We start from the raw sequence: 16,092 nt of genomic DNA on the forward strand, positions 1-16,092 counted from the left end.
GTTTAAGTTAACAAAATCAACTTATACTTGTGACAGAGCCTTTATTAATATAGGAAATTCGCTGGATCGTGCGCAATTACATGTTTCAAAATACAGGGTGCAGGCAAATTCAAAAGCAAAAGCTTTTTATTCCTCCTGTGTCTGCTCCGGCAGTTCATAGGAAGTATAAGGAATTGGTTCACTGCCATTCGACTGCAAAAAGGCATTGACGCTTTCCGACTGAGGTGTAAAGGCAAACGGTTCACCGTACTGCATTGCATCAACTTCCCCATCTCTATAGATAAGATAACAACGAGCAAAATAGGTGTGCCCTGGGCAGATTTTTTTCCCTTTTATCTGAATGCCGAACTGTCCCCTATGATTCATAGGAACCAATGCTTTCAATCTCACTGAACCTGCATCTCCCTCCACAGGGATTTGATGGTTTTCTGAAAACAGAAAACCATATTCGATTAATTCCATTCTGGAATCCGGAATGCTGATTTTGGCAAACAGAATTCCTCCATAGCCTGGCCATGTGAAGCCCCTTCCCACCGATTGAATGGCAGGAGGAATTTTGATTTCGTTAAAGACCACTTCAACGGTGCTGTCCTGCGTGATAATACTGCTTAGCTGATACTCTTCTGTGTTATCAACAATGACAGGAATCCCGTTTACTTTAACCGATTCAATATACCATCCCGGGTCGGGGAGAATGGAAACTTCCATCTGCTGATCTTTTAAAATCCGGCTGGGATACGGTGTTATTTTTCCGCTTCCCGATAATGTAACACTGATATCACAATACTCCTGAACGGTAAAGCTGCCCGTGTCAAGCTGCAGAGTCAAAAGCCGGTTATCGTACCAAAAAAGCTGTTCTGTTCCCCTGTCTTCATATTCAACCTGCACCGGCTCTGCAGACAGATCGGACCAAGATATCGCCTTGGCACTGACCCATTCCGATGCATTCTTTGAAAAGGATACGGATTTACGCTCCTCGGTTGCTTCTTTCACCCATACCGTCTCCGTTTCACTGCGCTTAGAATCACTGTTTTTTGTCAGGTCGGTAATTTTCAATTTTGTCTTTTCTCCCAGGACAGTGAATCCGTCCTCTGTTTCTGAAATCTCCTGGCTTTGAGGCCAGAAACGCAGTTTTAAATCCTTATTGCTTTGAAGCTTGATATCATCCACCACCAAAAGAATATCAGGCTTTAAAAAAATCAGATGCCGGTCAAATTTGGTCAGTCCCGCCGAAGCGCGGTAAGAGCCCGCCGCTTCTCCCACAATGTGATCGATTCCGCTGACCGTCTCCGCTTTCCTAATCTGTGCAAACCCATTTCCATCATGAAATTCAAGCGTATCAAACCATCTGTCCGAATCTCCCAGCTGTCCTTCGCCGTTTACCGTGAGTGTATTGTGCTGAAGCGTAAACTTTGGAACCGTATAATTGTCATCCCGCAGCAGCAGTTCCCCGTTTCCATAAAGAATAAAGTGATTGTTGTCCGGATGGACATGCGCACCGCCGAAATCATAAAAATCTTCCATCGTCTTGCTGAGCTCGTTCTCTTTATGTCCCATAGGCAGACCGGATTTGAAAATAACCATACTGTCATTTTCCTCCCATCCGGTTTTCGAGACGGCCACATCCATATCGGTAAAATGTTTCAGCAAGGCTTTTTCTTTCTGGGGAGCAGTGGGAAGCAAACTTCTGTCGTACCACAGCATTTTGAAATAGGGATGCCCGGAGGCAACATTGTTCGTATCCAATTCATTTGCCAGCCATTGGGCATATCCATTTCGATTTTTTGCCGCCGCCAGGCGAATCATATGCGTTTTTAACCCTCTTCCGGAAGAATCTCCGATATTGCTGTAGTAACAATCGGTATTCCATGCGCTTTTGGGATAAAATTGATAGAGTATATAATCGGATACATTCCGAAAAAAATCCGTTTCAAACAGATCAACGCCTAAAAGCGCGCAGGAGAGATCTGCATAGATAAACAGGCTTTCCATCCCGTAAAAAAAATAGTCCATCCCTTCATGGGCAAAACCGTCCTCCGGAAGCAGGGACATGGTGGTACTGAAATGATTGTTTGCAAGGGTAAGGAAGCCGGCGGCAATATCCTCCTCACCATAGAGTGCCGCAGCGGCGCAGGCCATACCGGAAACCGGGATCCACATGTGGTTTTGAAGCCAATATCGGTTATAACCCGTTTTCACACCGCGCATATTCTCATAAACAGCATTGGCTTGTTCCAGCATTTTCGCTTTCACTTTATCCCGTGACACGGCATCCAAATATTCATACAGCCAGTCATAAGAAAGCCCTAAGGAGGTCAGGGCGATACCGGTCGCAAGATCGGGCTTCGTTTCCCAAACCGGATAATCACAGGCTGCCAGCATCCATTTTTTCGCACCCTCCAGATATTTTTCCTCCTTTGTCAGCACATAGGAAAGAGCCAAAGAAGGGGCATATTCATACAAATAGCTGAAAAAAGAATCATAACTTGCCGTTACGATGGTTTCCGGCGGATTGTTTTCCAAGCCCCACCGAGCTCTCTTGAGCACTTCATAGTATGCTTTGTGCATCATAGCATCCTCATTCGCAAGCGCATCTTGAATTTCGGATAATCTTTCTTCATTCAGCAGCAGTTTGGGATGTACATTGGAAAAAGCAGAAAGTGTTTCTGTATCGATTTGATATTCCAATGTATTCAATTCTCCGTAAATCTCCTCGTATGTCAGTGAACATACAGATAAGGGGATCGACAGAAATACGCTAAGAACACACAACATTGTAATCAGCTTTTTCTTGAGTCCTTTATCCATTTTTATTCCTTTCAAAGGTAATAAAGAGGCGGACAAACCGCCCCTTTATGATAACAAATTTTCAAAACGAAACTGGAAAAAGAAATTTGGAATACTGTTTTTCACGATGTCTTCTTATTCTTTTGATATCTTTCTATCAACTATTCCGCACCGTATACCTGTCCTACAGGAGTAAAGCTTGTTGGACTTCCATAGACAAGCTTTTCGCCTGCTGTCTCACTGTAATAAACCGCATAGGGCGTGGTATAATATGTTTTTCCCACCTTCAGCCCGCTGCCATACAGCTTGATTCCAAACTGTCCCTTCTGGTTTCTGGAAACCAAACCGCGGTATCGAATCGCCCCTTCCTCAATTGTCGGCGTATCATCGGTTTCTGAAAAAACAATCCCGTATTCCTGAATCACGTAGCCCGCTAAGTCAACCGCCGTTGCAAACGTGATTCCGCAAGGCAGGTTGGTGGCATCATCCAGAAAGTTGAAAACCGACGACGCCGTTGTCACTTCCGGAACGGAACTGGCCTCTTTAAACTTTACCTCTATCACGGCATCGTCATTGATTGACGGAGTGGTGTAAGTGTTTGCCGTGTTATACTGTACTTCTATCCCGTTAAATTTAATGTACTCGATTGTATATCCCTCATCAGGTGTTGCCGTGATGCTGAAGGTTCCCCCTTTTTCAACATCCTGGTTACCAGGTTTATCTACTGTTCCGTTACCGATAACAGACACAGAGATATTTTTCGTGATATTTTCATTTACCCAGTCTACAAAAACCAGAGGAACAAAATAATTTTGATAAAATCCGCCAATCTTAATATTTTGTGTTTGTCCAGGTGTCACGATAAATTTTTTTCGATACAGAAGATAATTTTTAATCTGCGGATTTTCTCCGCTGGCATTTGTCGACTCGACAATCTGAACCTTCTCATCACACAGAGTCCATCCTTCCTCGCCGAGCCATTTCGCATAATCGGGCATAAAAGAAGCATACAGGGAAGGAAATACATAATAGATATTTGCGGTTGAATCGATATCAAAAGTAAAAACCTCGGACTGTGCATTCATGGCGTTTGGAGTGTTCGGATTTGTACGCGGCTCCCGCCATGCCCGTGTCAGCCGGAAGTAGGTGCTGTCTTGGATATACGCAGGAATATTATAAAAATAGCTGTATTGACTATAGTTGGTATCCGCAAACATTTTAAACCAGGAAGTCATATTCTGCACACTGTAATAACCAGACTGCGCCGGATCGGTGATTGCTCCGTCCCCCGACTTATAGACCGGCGCGGTGAATCCTGTGGTTATCACACTGGAAGCGCTGACATCTACAGTATTTACAGAAGTGCCGTCATACTGCTTAAATTTCATATTTGATACAGACGCCAGCTCTGTAGGATCATCGATCCATCGAACGGAAACCATAGGCACAAAATAATTTTGATGGTAGCCGCCGATTTTTACGTCGGCAGTTTCTCCATCCGCCACTTGATAGACTTTTTTCAATAAAAGAAATTCCTTAGGCTGAGGATTTTCAGTGCCGCCGTTGGACTCCACAAATTTCACAGTGCCTTCCACTGTCCAATCCTCCGAAGTGAGCCAGGGAGCATTTGCGGCGATCGTGCTTTCCGCTGAATTCGGGTAAATATAGTAGACTGCAGCTGTTTTGTTGATTTGAAAGGACAGCACTTCTGTCTGGGAAGCCATTGCATTTAAGTTATTGGTCGTGTCTGTTCTGGTCCCTCTCCAATTTCTGTTTAATCGGATATAAGTGCTTGTCTTCAGTTCGTCTGGTACTTCATACAGATAATTGTTCTGATATCCATTGGTATCGCCAAACATTTGGAACCAGGAAACCAGATTGCTTGTACTGTAATATCCCGATGCGGTAGGATCAGAGATACCGTCTGACTGAAACACCGGAGCGGAGAATCCAGGGGTAACAAATCTTTCCGTACCCAACGAAAATTTTTCAATTTTTTTCTCCGTAGCGTTATAGTACTGAAACACCGCATTGGTAATGTCACCGCTTTCGCTTGCGCAAACCGGGGAAAGAGCGAAAAGCCCCGATAAATTTGTGATTAGAAATGCCATGCAAAGAGTAATGGTGAATGTTTTTCGCATGCTGCTACTTCCTTTCTTATTTATTTCATGAATATCATACAATTAATATAACAGGGCTGTAAACACAGGAAAATCTCCAGTTTTAATTTTTCCGATAAGCAGACGTCAATGCCCTTAAAAGCCTTTCATTGCAGCAATTTACGAAAATAGATTTTTTTGAAAAGCGGATATTTTATAAAAATTTTATATTCTTACAAACATAAATGGAAGGAAATCTCAAAGATAAGATAAAACATAATATCACTTTGTTAAAAACGGTATAATGAACGGAACAGAAAAAATACACTCGTTATACACCTCTGTATCTATCCCTGTGTGGATTGTTTCGATAGTCAGTATTGCTGCGAGCTCACATTATTTCTATTCTTGTGCCGAATTCCGCAATTAATTCTTTGCGTTTGCCATTCTCTTGGCATAAGAAAACCCCCCAACATCAGGTAAAATAGAAATAACCGACGATGGAGGGTACACAATATTTTAGATACTGCCCTAAGCAAGCCACAGGTTCAGCCGATGGTTACAGTCTGTCAAAAAAGACCTGTTTGCTTGTTGTGTCATAAATTTCTAAGGCTGAACGTCCTTCTTCTTTCCTTTTAACTCTATAGTGTACATAAAATTTGGTTCAAATAATTTTTGGATCATCGCCGTATTTATTCGTGCCAACCGTACCACTCATACAGCTGTATATAAATAGCCATATTGCGCCGGCAAAAGGAACGAAACCGATAAACAGCCATCCGGCTGATTTGCCGATATCATGCAATCCTCTAAACGAAATAGACAGGGAGGGGATCAATATAAATAAGTTATAGAGCAGGCTCACAATGCCATATCCTATGCTTTGTCCTGCTATCGATAAATTGGAACCAATCATCCTGTCAATGAACATCGCTGCTATTCCAAAAATCATATTAAACAGAAAAAACATCCAATATTCTTTTCTTCTTGCCCTGCCGCTGAAATTAAAATAATTTTTGATTGCCTGTATGTACCATTTCATTTATGATTATTCCTTTCATCAACCCTTAAGGTATTTCGAAACATCTCTTTGATAAATATCACATGCTGTCTGGAAAACGCCTTCATCCACATTGTTTCTGAAATAGGTCTCCATCTGATGATCCAAATCTGCAAGCATAGCGTCTAAATCTTCCACAACATATCCTTCATAATCATCCCACCAACGCGCGATAAGGGAAACTACATTGGCTTTCTGATCCGGCTTTAAATCAAGCCAGCTTTTTGTGCGGAAGCTCAGCACATAATTCATTTCATTCTCTGTCAAAGGCTGTGTTTCCCCAATGCCTTCGCCTTCTTCCCCTTTACCTTCACCAATTTGATTTTCCATATAGTCAGGCGAGAACATATAAACATCCGCCGAGTCCACATTGTAATCAACCGTGTAGCCAACCGCCTCTGAAATAAAGCGCAGTGGTACAAAGGTTCTGTCATTGATCAAAACAGGCGGGGAGTCCAATGTTGTCTCATAAGAAACCGTATCGCCAAGCTCTGTGTCATACTTGGTATAAAGCGCAGTGGTATTGCCGATATTCATAACAATTACAGGCGCGCTTGTATCCTGAACATACACCTCCACCTGCTGTTTATCGTCAATCCATTCAACATCGTAGCCAATCATTTCGGTAATGGCCCGGACAGGCACCATTGTGCGGTCATTGACGATCTGAGGCGGGGTATCGGTCTGCACCTCCTGTAAATCCACAAAAATTTTGCTTTCGGCAAATGCTGTTACCGACATGGCTGCCGCCATTATACATGCGAGCCCCATTGATAAAATTCTTTTTCTGTTCATAATAAATCCTCCTAAAATTTAGTTTTCAATTGCAATACCTTTTTTATGATTCCATTGGTATTTCTGGACAGATTGATAACGGTTTCTGTCCAATAATCGCACCGTCCTTCCTCTTCCTGTTATCGTTACAGAATGTATTTCCAAACACCTCTTGATAAATATCCCATGCCGTTTGGAAAGCTCCTTCATTCACAATGTTTCTAAAATAGGTCCCCATATGATGATCCAAGTCCGCAAACACAGCATCTAACTCTTCCACAACATATCCTCTTTGAGCATTCCATTCAAAACGACAATACGAATCCATTCGGCAAGCATCCGCATCTGTATTTTCATATTACAAAATCAAATAACCATCACAGTACCGAACATCGCTGCGGATAAATAGTGAATGGCCTCCAAACAAATCATCAGCTTTCTGATTTCATTCTACTTATGAAGGACGCCTCAATCAATATAAAAGGCAGAACTTACAAAAAAACGCCATAACTTGCAATCTGAGCATAAAAAAGAAAGCTGTTCAGCTCTCCATGTTATAAAATATTATTGATTTTTTATGGAAGCGAATACATTAAAAATGGTTCCATCATCCTCAACTCTCAAGAAACCGCCGCTTTTTTCAAGAGCGAATCTTACACTTTTTAAGCCAAAACCGCTACCGGCCTGTTTTGTGGATATATAATTCCCCTGCTCGTCGCAGGCCGTTTTTTCACTATAGTCATTTTTAATGCTGATACATAGCTGATTTTTATTTTGCTTGATTGCGATTTCTAAAAAACTTTTCCCTGCATAAACCGCATTTTCCAAAAGGTTTGATAACATCACACAAAGTGTTGTTTCATCTATTACGAGCGGTTTGGAAAACTTGATATCGCTTTTGACTGTGAGTCCTTTTTTCTCCGCCCGACTGATGTGTTCTGTAAGCACTGCATTTAGCATACTGTTTACGGTATAAACCTTTTCCGACAGTTGGCTGATGGATGCAATATCCTTTTGAAGCAATTCCTTTATCTTGTCTAACTTCTGGTTTTTAGCAAGAGAGAGCAAAAGCATATTACGATGGCGGGCATCATGACGAAATATAATTCCCTCCTGATTTTTATCCGCCATCTCTTTATAATGCTGTTTCTGCAACGCAAGCTGCATTTCTAAATCCTGAGCCGCCTGCTCTTTTTCGGCAGTTTCTGTGGCAGTCTTAAAGGTGTAAAACATAAGGGCATAAACTGACAGCATAAGCAAGTTCAGCATAATTGCTTTTGGAATATTTTGCGGGTTCTGAGAAAGTGCACCTGGCAACACACAGATATTACGAAACGTAACAGTAAACAAAACCGGTATTATGGAAACGATCCACCAGTTTATTTTTAATTCGTGCATGATTCTGTGGTGCTTTTCCTTTAGGAAGCTATGATATAGAAAATAATAGGTTGAGAAAAGAATAATAATTACTAAGATTTCCAAAATATAATTTTTTATGAAAAAATATTTACAAATCGCAATAAGCGTCATGAGCATAAGATACACATTAATCCACAGCCAAAAATTAAAAATTCTCTGTGCTGCCGGTCCTTTTGATAAGAGCAGTATCAATACAAAATATGGTATGCCAACGCTAAAAAGTAACAATCCTGAAAGGGTTTCATTTCCGGTCACGATTATAAGAAACATATTAAGTGTTATAATAATTCCCGTGAATGTCCAAAGGCATAGATTGGTGAATTTCTTTGAAAATCTGAAATTATTCATAGGAAAGTAGCATATGCAACAAAGCACAAGCGTGACGATAAAGCGAGCGCCTACCCCAATATCATTCATTCGCTCTTGTCTCCTTCCCAAAGACATAATCAAAATATGCTTTTTTTGCTTCTGCCTGGTACGTCCTTGTAATTTTAATAATCTTTCCGTTTGTCAGATAGAAATCCTCGTTGAAAATACTGTCCACGTATACAACATTCAAAAGATAGCTTTTGTGACACCGCAAAAAACCATGGGAAAGCAGATAGGGTTCATAATCAGATAATTTTCCTATTAAAGTAATTTCCCTGTTTTGATTCAAATAAAATGTAATTTTTTTAAATTGCTTTCTAAACAGATAATGTTAGACAGCAATATTTTGGTTTCCGTGCGTTCATAATTTATCGTAATATAATGTTTTTTCGGTTTTTTGTCTGAAAATCTTTTTAATGTCTTGCAGAGCTGTTTTTGATCAATAGGCTTCAATATATAGTCAAATGCAAGAACACGGTAACTTGCCACGCCAAATTCCTCGCTTGTTGAGACAAATACGATTGGCGTAGATTTGTCGGTTTCACGTATTTTCGCCGCTGTCTCCATACCGCTTATAGCCGGCATTAAGATGTCTAAAAAAACAAAATCAAATTTCATCTTTTTATGCGCTTCTATCAAATCGTTCCCATCTTCAAATTCCGCAATAGAATCATTTTTCAAAACAGTGGAAAGCTGATGCTTTAATTTTTCACGTTCTTGTGCCAAATCATCACAAATCGCTATTCTCATATATTTTCATCCTTTTTGTTCTTTCTCCGGCGAGGGATATCTCTATATTTTTCGCTTGTAATGCGCTTATCCGCTGTTCTTTCAAAATTGGCAGGAAAGCCTCATACTGTTCCGATTTTGTAGGCGCCATCAATCCTGCCTTCTTTGCATAAAATCGAAATCCGACCTCATATTTCACTCATTTTCTTTATCGTTAAAATATCCTCAGAAACCTTTAGTGCTTGTATTATAACATATTGGGCGAACAATATCAATCTGGTTGATTTAACAGCAATTCAGCCTGATAGAAAAATTTGATGTAACCTCTACTCCGAAAAGTAATAAAAACAAAGAGCGGCTTCGTTTCCGATGACGCTCTGATAAAAATTTTATACTTAACATCCATACAAACAAAGGGCGAATAGATGATCATGCCGTTCTAAGAATAGAGCATGCTTCCAGACAACCTGATGATTCAGCAGAATCAAAAAACCTTGAAAGTGGTATGCTTTCAAGGTTTTGTTGGCACCCCCGACCAGAATCGAACTGATAACTAGCCCTTAGGAGAAGCCCCCGAGGGGCATTTTTGACTCCCTACAAATCCCCGAAAATCCTTGATTTTACTGGCTTTTCTGGGATTTCACTGTTAGTAAATTCTCGTCCAAAACCTGCTAATTTTTCGTGGTTTTTTGCCTTCCTTTTAGCAGGGTATTAGCAAATGCAAAGAAATATGGGAAACATCATTGAGTTAATCTGTAGCCCATAAATCACAGGAAACGCATTTGAAGTTTACGCATTCTCTTATGCAAATCAATAATCTGTGTTCAAATATTATAATGGTTTTTCTTCTTGATTTCAAGATTTTTCAGGAATTACAAAAGGCAACCCTGACGGATTGCCTTTTTTGTATGACTAAATTGTTTTCGCTAAAGCCTTTAATAATGCTGCTGTTTCCGGATTTGATAACAGTTTTGTGAGCAAGGCGGCGTTTTCATCTGTACTGTTCTCAGCAGGCTTTTCTTTTTCAACTTCGCTCTCTTTTTGAACCTCTGCCATTGGGTCAAGGAGTTCAACCGAAGTTTCAAACTTGGGCATTGGAGCAGTTTTACCTTCTTCCGCATTTTTGAGACCTTTAGCGTTGTAGAACTGTTCCTCAAACTTCTGTGCGTTATATCGCCTGTCCTCGTCGATTATATGGCTGTAAACATCGGCAACCATATCCATTCGGGCGTGTCCTGAGTCGCCTTGAACCGATTTCATATCGCCGCCGTTCCATTTCAGCTTGTAGGTTATACTTGCGTGACGGAAGCTGTGAAATACCACATCGGGTAAGTCGTTGTCCTGTATCAGCTTTTTCAAAGCACGGTTGATTACCTGACCTTCCATCGGTCTGCCTGACGAATGGCAGAATACCAAGTCATAATCCAAATACTCATCACCGAAAAGCTCTTTCATTTCGTCAATCTGCTTTTTTCTCTCTAACAGCATTTGAGCTACGGTTGACGGCAAGAAGATTTTTCTCACACTTGTTTTAGTTTTTGGCGTTTTCAAAACAAGGGAGGTATTTGTATTTGACAGAGTTCTCGGAAAGACACGGATAATGTCCTTATTATCAAGCACCTCCATTACATCTCTGTTTACTCGCTGAAGCTCTTTATCTACAAAAATGGAAGCGTTGTTTTCTTTCAGGCTTTCCTCCGAAATATCAATGCAATCCCAAGTAAGACCGAGCATTTCACCCATACGGAGTGAACAGGCAAAGGATAAATTGATGGCTAATGCGAGAATATCATCATCGCACACTTCAAGAGCGTGCATAAGAGTTTCTGCTGTCCATATTTCTCGTTTCTGATGTTCCTCTTTCGGGAGCGTTGCATTGAGAACCGGGTTTCTTGTCATCAACTCCCATTTTACCGCCTGATTAAAGGCACTCCTTAAAAACTTATGGATTTCTCTTACGGTATGTACGGTCAGATACTCATTTTTAGGCTTTTTATTCTGTACCACTTTGGTCTTAACTTTCAGAAGGCTTTGATAGAATTTATCCATAAGTCTCGGAGTCAGTTCATCAAGTTTCACATCGCCGATAAGCGGAATGATGTAATTATACATAAGCCCTTTCTTTGAACGGTAGGTTGACATTGCCCAGTTATTTACTCCGTACACGGAGCAGTATTCTTCAAGCAAATCCGCAACTGTCGTAGCATTAGGAATGATGAATGTACCGCTTTGCTGTTCAAACTCAATTTGAGTTTTTCTCTTTTTAGCGTCTGCGTTTGTATCAAAGGTTTCCCATTTTTGATGTTGGTTTCCGTCATCGTCTTTGTAGGTATAAACGACGGAATATCGATTCTTTCTCTTTACAATAGAAGCCATAGTCGTTCCTCCTTATTCATTATCCAGCCATTTATCAAAGCTGGTCTTTATTATGCGGTATCCGGTTTCGAGCATTACTGCCTGAAAACACCCCTGTTTGATGAGCTTATATACGGTCTGTCGGGTAATACCCAAGATTGACTGAACTTCCTCTACGGAATAGCTCTTTTTTGTATATGTACCGCCGTTTAATTCACGAACTCTATCCTCAATCGACATATCCCTCCACCTCCTCGATTTCCTTAACTTTAGTGTATTTACTTTGCGAAGCGTACCACTTATCAAAGCTTTCTCTTTTTATTCGGCGTTTACCGTCAACCCATATAAACTCAACAATGCCATCGTTCATAAGGTCATTTGCGGTGCTTCTCGGAATGCCGAGTACCTTTGCAACAGTAAGAGGAGAGAGCGTTTTGCCGTATTTCTTACCGGGTCTTTCGCCGTTTACTTTCTCATAATGGAATTGTCCTGCATACCAATCTTCAAAGCTATCCACATCAACTCTCATTTTGCCCAGTACCAAATAGGTCTTAAATCGGCACTGATTGATGAGTCGGTATGTAGCCGTCTTTCCAAGACCGAGTATTCTCATTACGTCGGGTACAGACATTGTCTTTTTGTCCTGATATGTAAGAACTGCCTTGACGATTTTCTTATTTTCTTCAACGCTTTTCTTTGAAGCTCTGTATTCGTTGCCGACTCGGTATGTTTTGAATAAGCCGCAATTCATCAGTTTCAGTGCTTCTTCTTCGGAAATGGAAAACAACCGAGATATTTCCTTGACAGAATAGGCTTGCCACTGTGCTTCCTCCTGAAGCTTTTCATCGCTGAACAATTCTGCCAAGCGTTCATTTTCCTCTCTGAGATTAAACTGCTCCACTCGGTCATTGAACATATTAACAAATGCCATCTTCAGAACCTCCTTTCTCGCCATTGAGCCAATTTTCAAAGCTCTTTTTAGATATTCGATATTGACCTCCGACACGAACGCTATGGAATTTCTTGCTTTTAAGCAGCTCATAGACGGTAGTTCTGCTCACTTTCAAGATGTGCTGTATATCATCTACCGTGTATGCTCGTATATCAGGTTCAGTCTGCCTGAATGTATTAGGAAGTCGAGTATCGCTCTTTTCAATTTTCTTTCGCATTACCGTTTACCCCCGATTTCTTATTTGCCACTCTGACTACCATATAGCCAAGTGACTTGGCTATATGGTACTGAAAATCGGAGTTTTTGTTAATTATGCGATTGGTTTAATCGCATAATTGACAACCGGAGCTTTCGCTGTCCATATTATCAAGCCATCGGTCAAAGCTCTTCTTGGAAATTCTGTAATGTCCGCCGACCTTTACAAAATGGAAAACGCCTGAGTTGACGAGAGCATAAGCAGTGTTCTTTCCAATGCTGAGAATATCCATTATTTCTTCTACCGTATAAACTCTTTTCTCAAAGCCGGAACTATCATCAACAGCGTTGGGTAGTTTGTTCATTGCTTCAATCTTATCTTCAAACATTGTCAACACCTCCCTTAGCGTGATGATGGTTCTTTTTGAAAATCATATAGTCATAGCCGTATCCTACCTGACATTTATCGCACATCTCTTTATCTGCCTGAAAGGGGTCAAGTCTTTTTACAATGTTTTCAGGGATAGACTGAAACTCGCTTCTGCAACGAGGGCAAAGACTTAGTACAATGCCTTTACGCTCTGTCTTGGGTTTAACGGGAATACCGACTGCAAATTTCAATCCTCGCTTGATTTCGCTGATTTTATCTGCGTCGGTAATTCTTCCGACAAAATTATCAAGCTCTGTGGCTTTATCCACGGTGCGTAGCTGCTCAAGCATTACCATCGACGGCTCTTTTAAGCCACAATCCGTGTTTAGCTCAATATGAGTATTCATTGCCGTTTTCTTTTTAACAGCCGTTATAGCGGCTACAACGACCGTAGGACTGCTTTCATTTAAGCGATTTGTCTGAACCACAAGAACCGGTCTCATTCCCGATTGCACACTACCGTTTGTAACCCCCAAGTCGCAGTAATAAATATCGCCCCATCTGACATTCTTAAATTCTTTTTCTTTCATATGTAAATCCTCGCTTTCGATTATTCTGAGGTAATTCATATCCGGATTAGAATTAACCCCTTCACTTGTTTGAAATGGGAGAGCGTTTTTGGGGGGTGTTTTAGAAAAATTTCCTCAACTTTTTTATTGCACTGTTTACCGATTCCCTTACAGAAGTAAAATCGACTCCTTCTTCATCTGCGATTTTTTCAAGTGTTTTGTTGTAGAAGAAATACTTAAAAACTCTGCGTTTCTGTGTTTCGCTTAAGTAACACAAAACCTCCCGAAGTCGCTTAATATTGTCTTTCAGCATTATTTCTTCGATTGGGTCTGTATCGACTGCCAATTCCGGATGATGCACTTCAAATTCTCCGTCATTGATGTCAAATGCGTGTCCGAAAAGAAGCCTTCTCATTCTCTCTCTTGCTTCGTAGTTCTGATACTCCGTTATCACTTCGCCCTGAGCCATAGAAAGCAGAATGAACGGAGTGTACCGACGGATAACATCAGGGTATTTAACCCACAATTCTTCTTCCGCCAGTTCTGTTACAATCGCCCATTTCTCCGTGCCGGTGTAGCCGTGATATTCATACCGCAGGTTAATGAGCTTGCAGTCGTTCGCAAATAATAATTCCTGTTGTTCTAATGTAAGTTTTGTCATTGTCGTAATCTCCTTAAATTTGAATTTTTGAATTTGGTTGAAATCAAAAATTCGGAGATTACGGATACTTGGCGATATACGCCAGCCACTTATATGTCACGGTCTTGCTCCTTTCGGGAGCGACAAAAAAGCCGGACACCAAGAACATTAGGATATTTCTATCCCTTAATTCTCAGCGTCCGGCAATTTGATGACTCAAGAGCTTTCGCTCAAGGACTCGTGGCTCGGTACATCTGTCCGATATTTAATTGTTCGCTCTGTTACTACTTCTTGTTAATCTGTACTTGACTGTTCCCTTGCGTAGGGATAGGTCAACCTCTACTACTCTGTGGCAGTTCGGACATTTCAGTTCAATCACGCCTGTTGTCATTGTTACCTTGTCAAAAATACGCCAGCCACAGTTTTTGCACCTTACGATTATCTTTTGTTCCAACGATTTCATAGCTCGCTCACCTCCGGATAAACCGTAACCAAATCAAAAGGATTATCAAGATACTCCTTTTTCAAAAGTCCGAGCTGTTTCATTCGTATAGCAAGTGCTTTTTTGGAACACCCTAAAAAATCCGCAAGTGCATCAAATCTCTTATATACGCTCGGATAGTATATTTTGTTCAGACACTCAATCTTTTCTCCAAGACTGAACAGATACATTCCCTGCTTTATAAGGTTTTCGGGAAGAAGGATAGCAGCTCCAAGCGTATTTGCCTGCCATTCCTCCCAATCGGATATAGGCTTATTTCTCTCGGAATTTGCCTTGTAATAATGTACTCCGGCAGATTTCTGTGTCACACCGTAATCATTCGGGAACAACATCTTAAATATCTGATGGCTGCCCTCGTGCATTAAGGTGAAATTCTTTCTGCCTTTCAGCTTGCTGTCAAAGTTCAAGTCCTTTTCCACGAGAACGGTTTTTCCATCCAAAAAGAAAAAGGCTTCGTTATCATCATCTTCAAATACCTGAACACCCATTTCCGTAAATGAGGTCATTCCGAGAATACTACCGTCATAAGATAGGTGCTGGTATTCGACATTCAATCCGAGAACCTTCTCCAAGAGAAGCTCCGGGTCAATTCTGTATATTTGTGTGTTACGGACATCGGGAAGTGCCATATATGCCTGAACATACTTGTCGGCAATCGCTTCGATGTCAAATCTCGATAAATGTTTCAAGTTACAAAACCTCCTACCATTAGGATTTTGCTTCTACAAACCACTTTCCGTTTTCTTCGTCGAACAGAAATGTGGGCTTGCCGCAAATCTGTACCGTGTAGCGGATACCGGTTCCTCCGACTTTGGTGGAAGCCGCACGGCATTTCTGAATTACACGGTCTATCTCATATTTTTCATCATTCTCAAACTTGATGAAGTTCGGACGAGCCGTTCCATCAGGTCTATGTGTTACATTTACTTCAACATAAACTTTTCTTCTTTCGGATTCCATTTTTATTCCTCGTAATTTCTCAAAGTCAAAACTAATCTTCCCAAGTGCTTGTATCCGTCGATGTTCTTATCCGACACCCTGTACTTGGGTCGGTCATCTCCGGCAGTATTGATGTAACAGGAAAGCCTTCCTTTCTTAAAGCGTTTTTTCCGGTCAAAGAAAAGAAACATTCCCTCATATATACCGTAGTCGGTAAAATGGTTTCCGCCGTCCGCACGAAAGATAACAATATCTTCGCTGCACCCCTGCAAAAAGCAGTCGGGCATCGTAACATAAGCCGTAACCTCTTTTTCGTCAATCACATTTAGACCT

General features: G+C 41.0%; 19 protein-coding genes. All 19 read right to left on the bottom strand.

Translation table 11 applies throughout. The features are described 5' to 3' along the window. Positions 1-126 precede the first annotated feature (126 nt). The 19 genes from KQI32_RS04970 to KQI32_RS05060 all read right to left on the bottom strand — a co-directional run bounded on the left by KQI32_RS04970 (position 127) and on the right by KQI32_RS05060 (position 16,082). Positions 127-2,808, bottom strand: coding sequence for a DUF4962 domain-containing protein (locus KQI32_RS04970; RefSeq protein ID WP_216424200.1), 2,682 nt, complete (start codon positions 2,806-2,808; stop codon positions 127-129). 140 nt (positions 2,809-2,948) lie between these two features. Further along, positions 2,949-4,928 (bottom strand): hypothetical protein, encoded by a 1,980-nt coding sequence (locus tag KQI32_RS04975; protein WP_216424201.1) that lies wholly within the window; start codon positions 4,926-4,928, stop codon positions 2,949-2,951. A gap of 622 nt (positions 4,929-5,550) precedes the next feature. Further along, the gene (locus tag KQI32_RS04980; RefSeq protein WP_216424202.1) at positions 5,551-5,928 is read right to left on the bottom strand and encodes a DUF805 domain-containing protein; all 378 of its coding nucleotides are present in this window, start codon (positions 5,926-5,928) and stop codon (positions 5,551-5,553) included. 18 nt (positions 5,929-5,946) lie between these two features. Continuing rightward, positions 5,947-6,741 (bottom strand): copper amine oxidase N-terminal domain-containing protein, encoded by a 795-nt coding sequence (locus KQI32_RS04985; protein ID WP_216424203.1) that lies wholly within the window; start codon positions 6,739-6,741, stop codon positions 5,947-5,949. Between the two features lie 43 nt (positions 6,742-6,784). Then, entirely contained in the window at positions 6,785-7,000 is a 216-nt protein-coding gene (locus KQI32_RS04990) for a hypothetical protein (RefSeq protein ID WP_216424204.1), read from the bottom strand. Positions 7,001-7,284: 284 nt separating this feature from the next. Further along, positions 7,285-8,556 carry a sensor histidine kinase gene (locus tag KQI32_RS04995; RefSeq protein WP_216424205.1) on the bottom strand — a complete coding sequence of 424 codons (1,272 nt, stop codon included), beginning with the start codon at positions 8,554-8,556 and terminating at the stop codon, positions 7,285-7,287. Continuing rightward, positions 8,549-8,797 carry a LytTR family DNA-binding domain-containing protein gene (locus KQI32_RS05000; protein ID WP_216424206.1) on the bottom strand — a complete coding sequence of 83 codons (249 nt, stop codon included), beginning with the start codon at positions 8,795-8,797 and terminating at the stop codon, positions 8,549-8,551. The genes KQI32_RS04995 and KQI32_RS05000 overlap by 8 nt, the downstream gene beginning before the upstream one ends. Next, the gene (locus KQI32_RS05005; RefSeq protein ID WP_216424207.1) at positions 8,794-9,258 is read right to left on the bottom strand and encodes a LytTR family DNA-binding domain-containing protein; all 465 of its coding nucleotides are present in this window, start codon (positions 9,256-9,258) and stop codon (positions 8,794-8,796) included. The genes KQI32_RS05000 and KQI32_RS05005 overlap by 4 nt, the downstream gene beginning before the upstream one ends. A gap of 891 nt (positions 9,259-10,149) precedes the next feature. Continuing rightward, the gene (locus KQI32_RS05010) at positions 10,150-11,613 is read right to left on the bottom strand and encodes a site-specific integrase (protein ID WP_015573044.1); all 1,464 of its coding nucleotides are present in this window, start codon (positions 11,611-11,613) and stop codon (positions 10,150-10,152) included. Positions 11,614-11,625: 12 nt separating this feature from the next. Continuing rightward, positions 11,626-11,832, bottom strand: a complete 207-nt coding sequence (locus KQI32_RS05015) for a helix-turn-helix domain-containing protein (RefSeq protein ID WP_015573045.1) — start codon at positions 11,830-11,832, stop codon at positions 11,626-11,628. Then, positions 11,822-12,523, bottom strand: a complete 702-nt coding sequence (locus KQI32_RS05020; RefSeq protein ID WP_015573046.1) for a helix-turn-helix domain-containing protein — start codon at positions 12,521-12,523, stop codon at positions 11,822-11,824. The genes KQI32_RS05015 and KQI32_RS05020 overlap by 11 nt, the downstream gene beginning before the upstream one ends. Beyond that, positions 12,510-12,749, bottom strand: a complete 240-nt coding sequence (locus tag KQI32_RS05025) for a helix-turn-helix domain-containing protein (protein ID WP_051409475.1) — start codon at positions 12,747-12,749, stop codon at positions 12,510-12,512. The genes KQI32_RS05020 and KQI32_RS05025 overlap by 14 nt, the downstream gene beginning before the upstream one ends. A 118-nt stretch (positions 12,750-12,867) precedes the next feature. Next, on the bottom strand, positions 12,868-13,128 hold the full coding sequence (locus KQI32_RS05030) for a helix-turn-helix domain-containing protein (protein ID WP_015573048.1): 261 nt from the start codon (positions 13,126-13,128) through the stop codon (positions 12,868-12,870). After that, entirely contained in the window at positions 13,121-13,738 is a 618-nt protein-coding gene (locus KQI32_RS05035) for a type II toxin-antitoxin system PemK/MazF family toxin (protein ID WP_015573049.1), read from the bottom strand. The genes KQI32_RS05030 and KQI32_RS05035 overlap by 8 nt, the downstream gene beginning before the upstream one ends. Before the next feature lie 61 nt (positions 13,739-13,799). Further along, the gene (locus KQI32_RS05040) at positions 13,800-14,339 is read right to left on the bottom strand and encodes a sigma-70 family RNA polymerase sigma factor (RefSeq protein ID WP_015573050.1); all 540 of its coding nucleotides are present in this window, start codon (positions 14,337-14,339) and stop codon (positions 13,800-13,802) included. Between the two features lie 244 nt (positions 14,340-14,583). Beyond that, complete coding sequence (locus KQI32_RS05045; RefSeq protein ID WP_074124429.1) at positions 14,584-14,781, bottom strand: hypothetical protein; 198 nt, start codon at positions 14,779-14,781, stop codon at positions 14,584-14,586. Further along, entirely contained in the window at positions 14,778-15,509 is a 732-nt protein-coding gene (locus KQI32_RS05050) for an ImmA/IrrE family metallo-endopeptidase (RefSeq protein WP_024721676.1), read from the bottom strand. Before KQI32_RS05050 ends, KQI32_RS05045 begins: the two co-directional genes overlap by 4 nt. Positions 15,510-15,528: 19 nt before the next feature. Next, entirely contained in the window at positions 15,529-15,780 is a 252-nt protein-coding gene (locus tag KQI32_RS05055; protein ID WP_003525178.1) for a hypothetical protein, read from the bottom strand. Between the two features lie 2 nt (positions 15,781-15,782). Then, positions 15,783-16,082 carry a hypothetical protein gene (locus KQI32_RS05060; protein WP_024721677.1) on the bottom strand — a complete coding sequence of 100 codons (300 nt, stop codon included), beginning with the start codon at positions 16,080-16,082 and terminating at the stop codon, positions 15,783-15,785. Positions 16,083-16,092: the final 10 nt, after the last annotated feature.

Source organism: Acetivibrio sp. MSJd-27, assembly GCF_018918095.1.
GTDB lineage: Bacteria > Bacillota > Clostridia > UMGS1840 > HGM11507 > HGM11507.

Coding starts and splice junctions, on each gene's coding strand:
- KQI32_RS04995 (WP_216424205.1), bottom strand. CDS start 8,556: ATGAATGATATTGGGGTAGGCGCTCGCTTTATCGTCACGCTTGTGCTT.
- KQI32_RS05035 (WP_015573049.1), bottom strand. CDS start 13,738: ATGAATTACCTCAGAATAATCGAAAGCGAGGATTTACATATGAAAGAA.
- KQI32_RS04985 (WP_216424203.1), bottom strand. CDS start 6,741: ATGAACAGAAAAAGAATTTTATCAATGGGGCTCGCATGTATAATGGCG.
- KQI32_RS05030 (WP_015573048.1), bottom strand. CDS start 13,128: ATGTTTGAAGATAAGATTGAAGCAATGAACAAACTACCCAACGCTGTT.
- KQI32_RS05005 (WP_216424207.1), bottom strand. CDS start 9,258: ATGAGAATAGCGATTTGTGATGATTTGGCACAAGAACGTGAAAAATTA.
- KQI32_RS05045 (WP_074124429.1), bottom strand. CDS start 14,781: ATGAAATCGTTGGAACAAAAGATAATCGTAAGGTGCAAAAACTGTGGC.
- KQI32_RS05040 (WP_015573050.1), bottom strand. CDS start 14,339: ATGACAAAACTTACATTAGAACAACAGGAATTATTATTTGCGAACGAC.
- KQI32_RS04970 (WP_216424200.1), bottom strand. CDS start 2,808: ATGGATAAAGGACTCAAGAAAAAGCTGATTACAATGTTGTGTGTTCTT.
- KQI32_RS05010 (WP_015573044.1), bottom strand. CDS start 11,613: ATGGCTTCTATTGTAAAGAGAAAGAATCGATATTCCGTCGTTTATACC.
- KQI32_RS05015 (WP_015573045.1), bottom strand. CDS start 11,832: ATGTCGATTGAGGATAGAGTTCGTGAATTAAACGGCGGTACATATACA.
- KQI32_RS04980 (WP_216424202.1), bottom strand. CDS start 5,928: ATGAAATGGTACATACAGGCAATCAAAAATTATTTTAATTTCAGCGGC.
- KQI32_RS04975 (WP_216424201.1), bottom strand. CDS start 4,928: ATGCGAAAAACATTCACCATTACTCTTTGCATGGCATTTCTAATCACA.
- KQI32_RS05055 (WP_003525178.1), bottom strand. CDS start 15,780: ATGGAATCCGAAAGAAGAAAAGTTTATGTTGAAGTAAATGTAACACAT.
- KQI32_RS05020 (WP_015573046.1), bottom strand. CDS start 12,523: ATGGCATTTGTTAATATGTTCAATGACCGAGTGGAGCAGTTTAATCTC.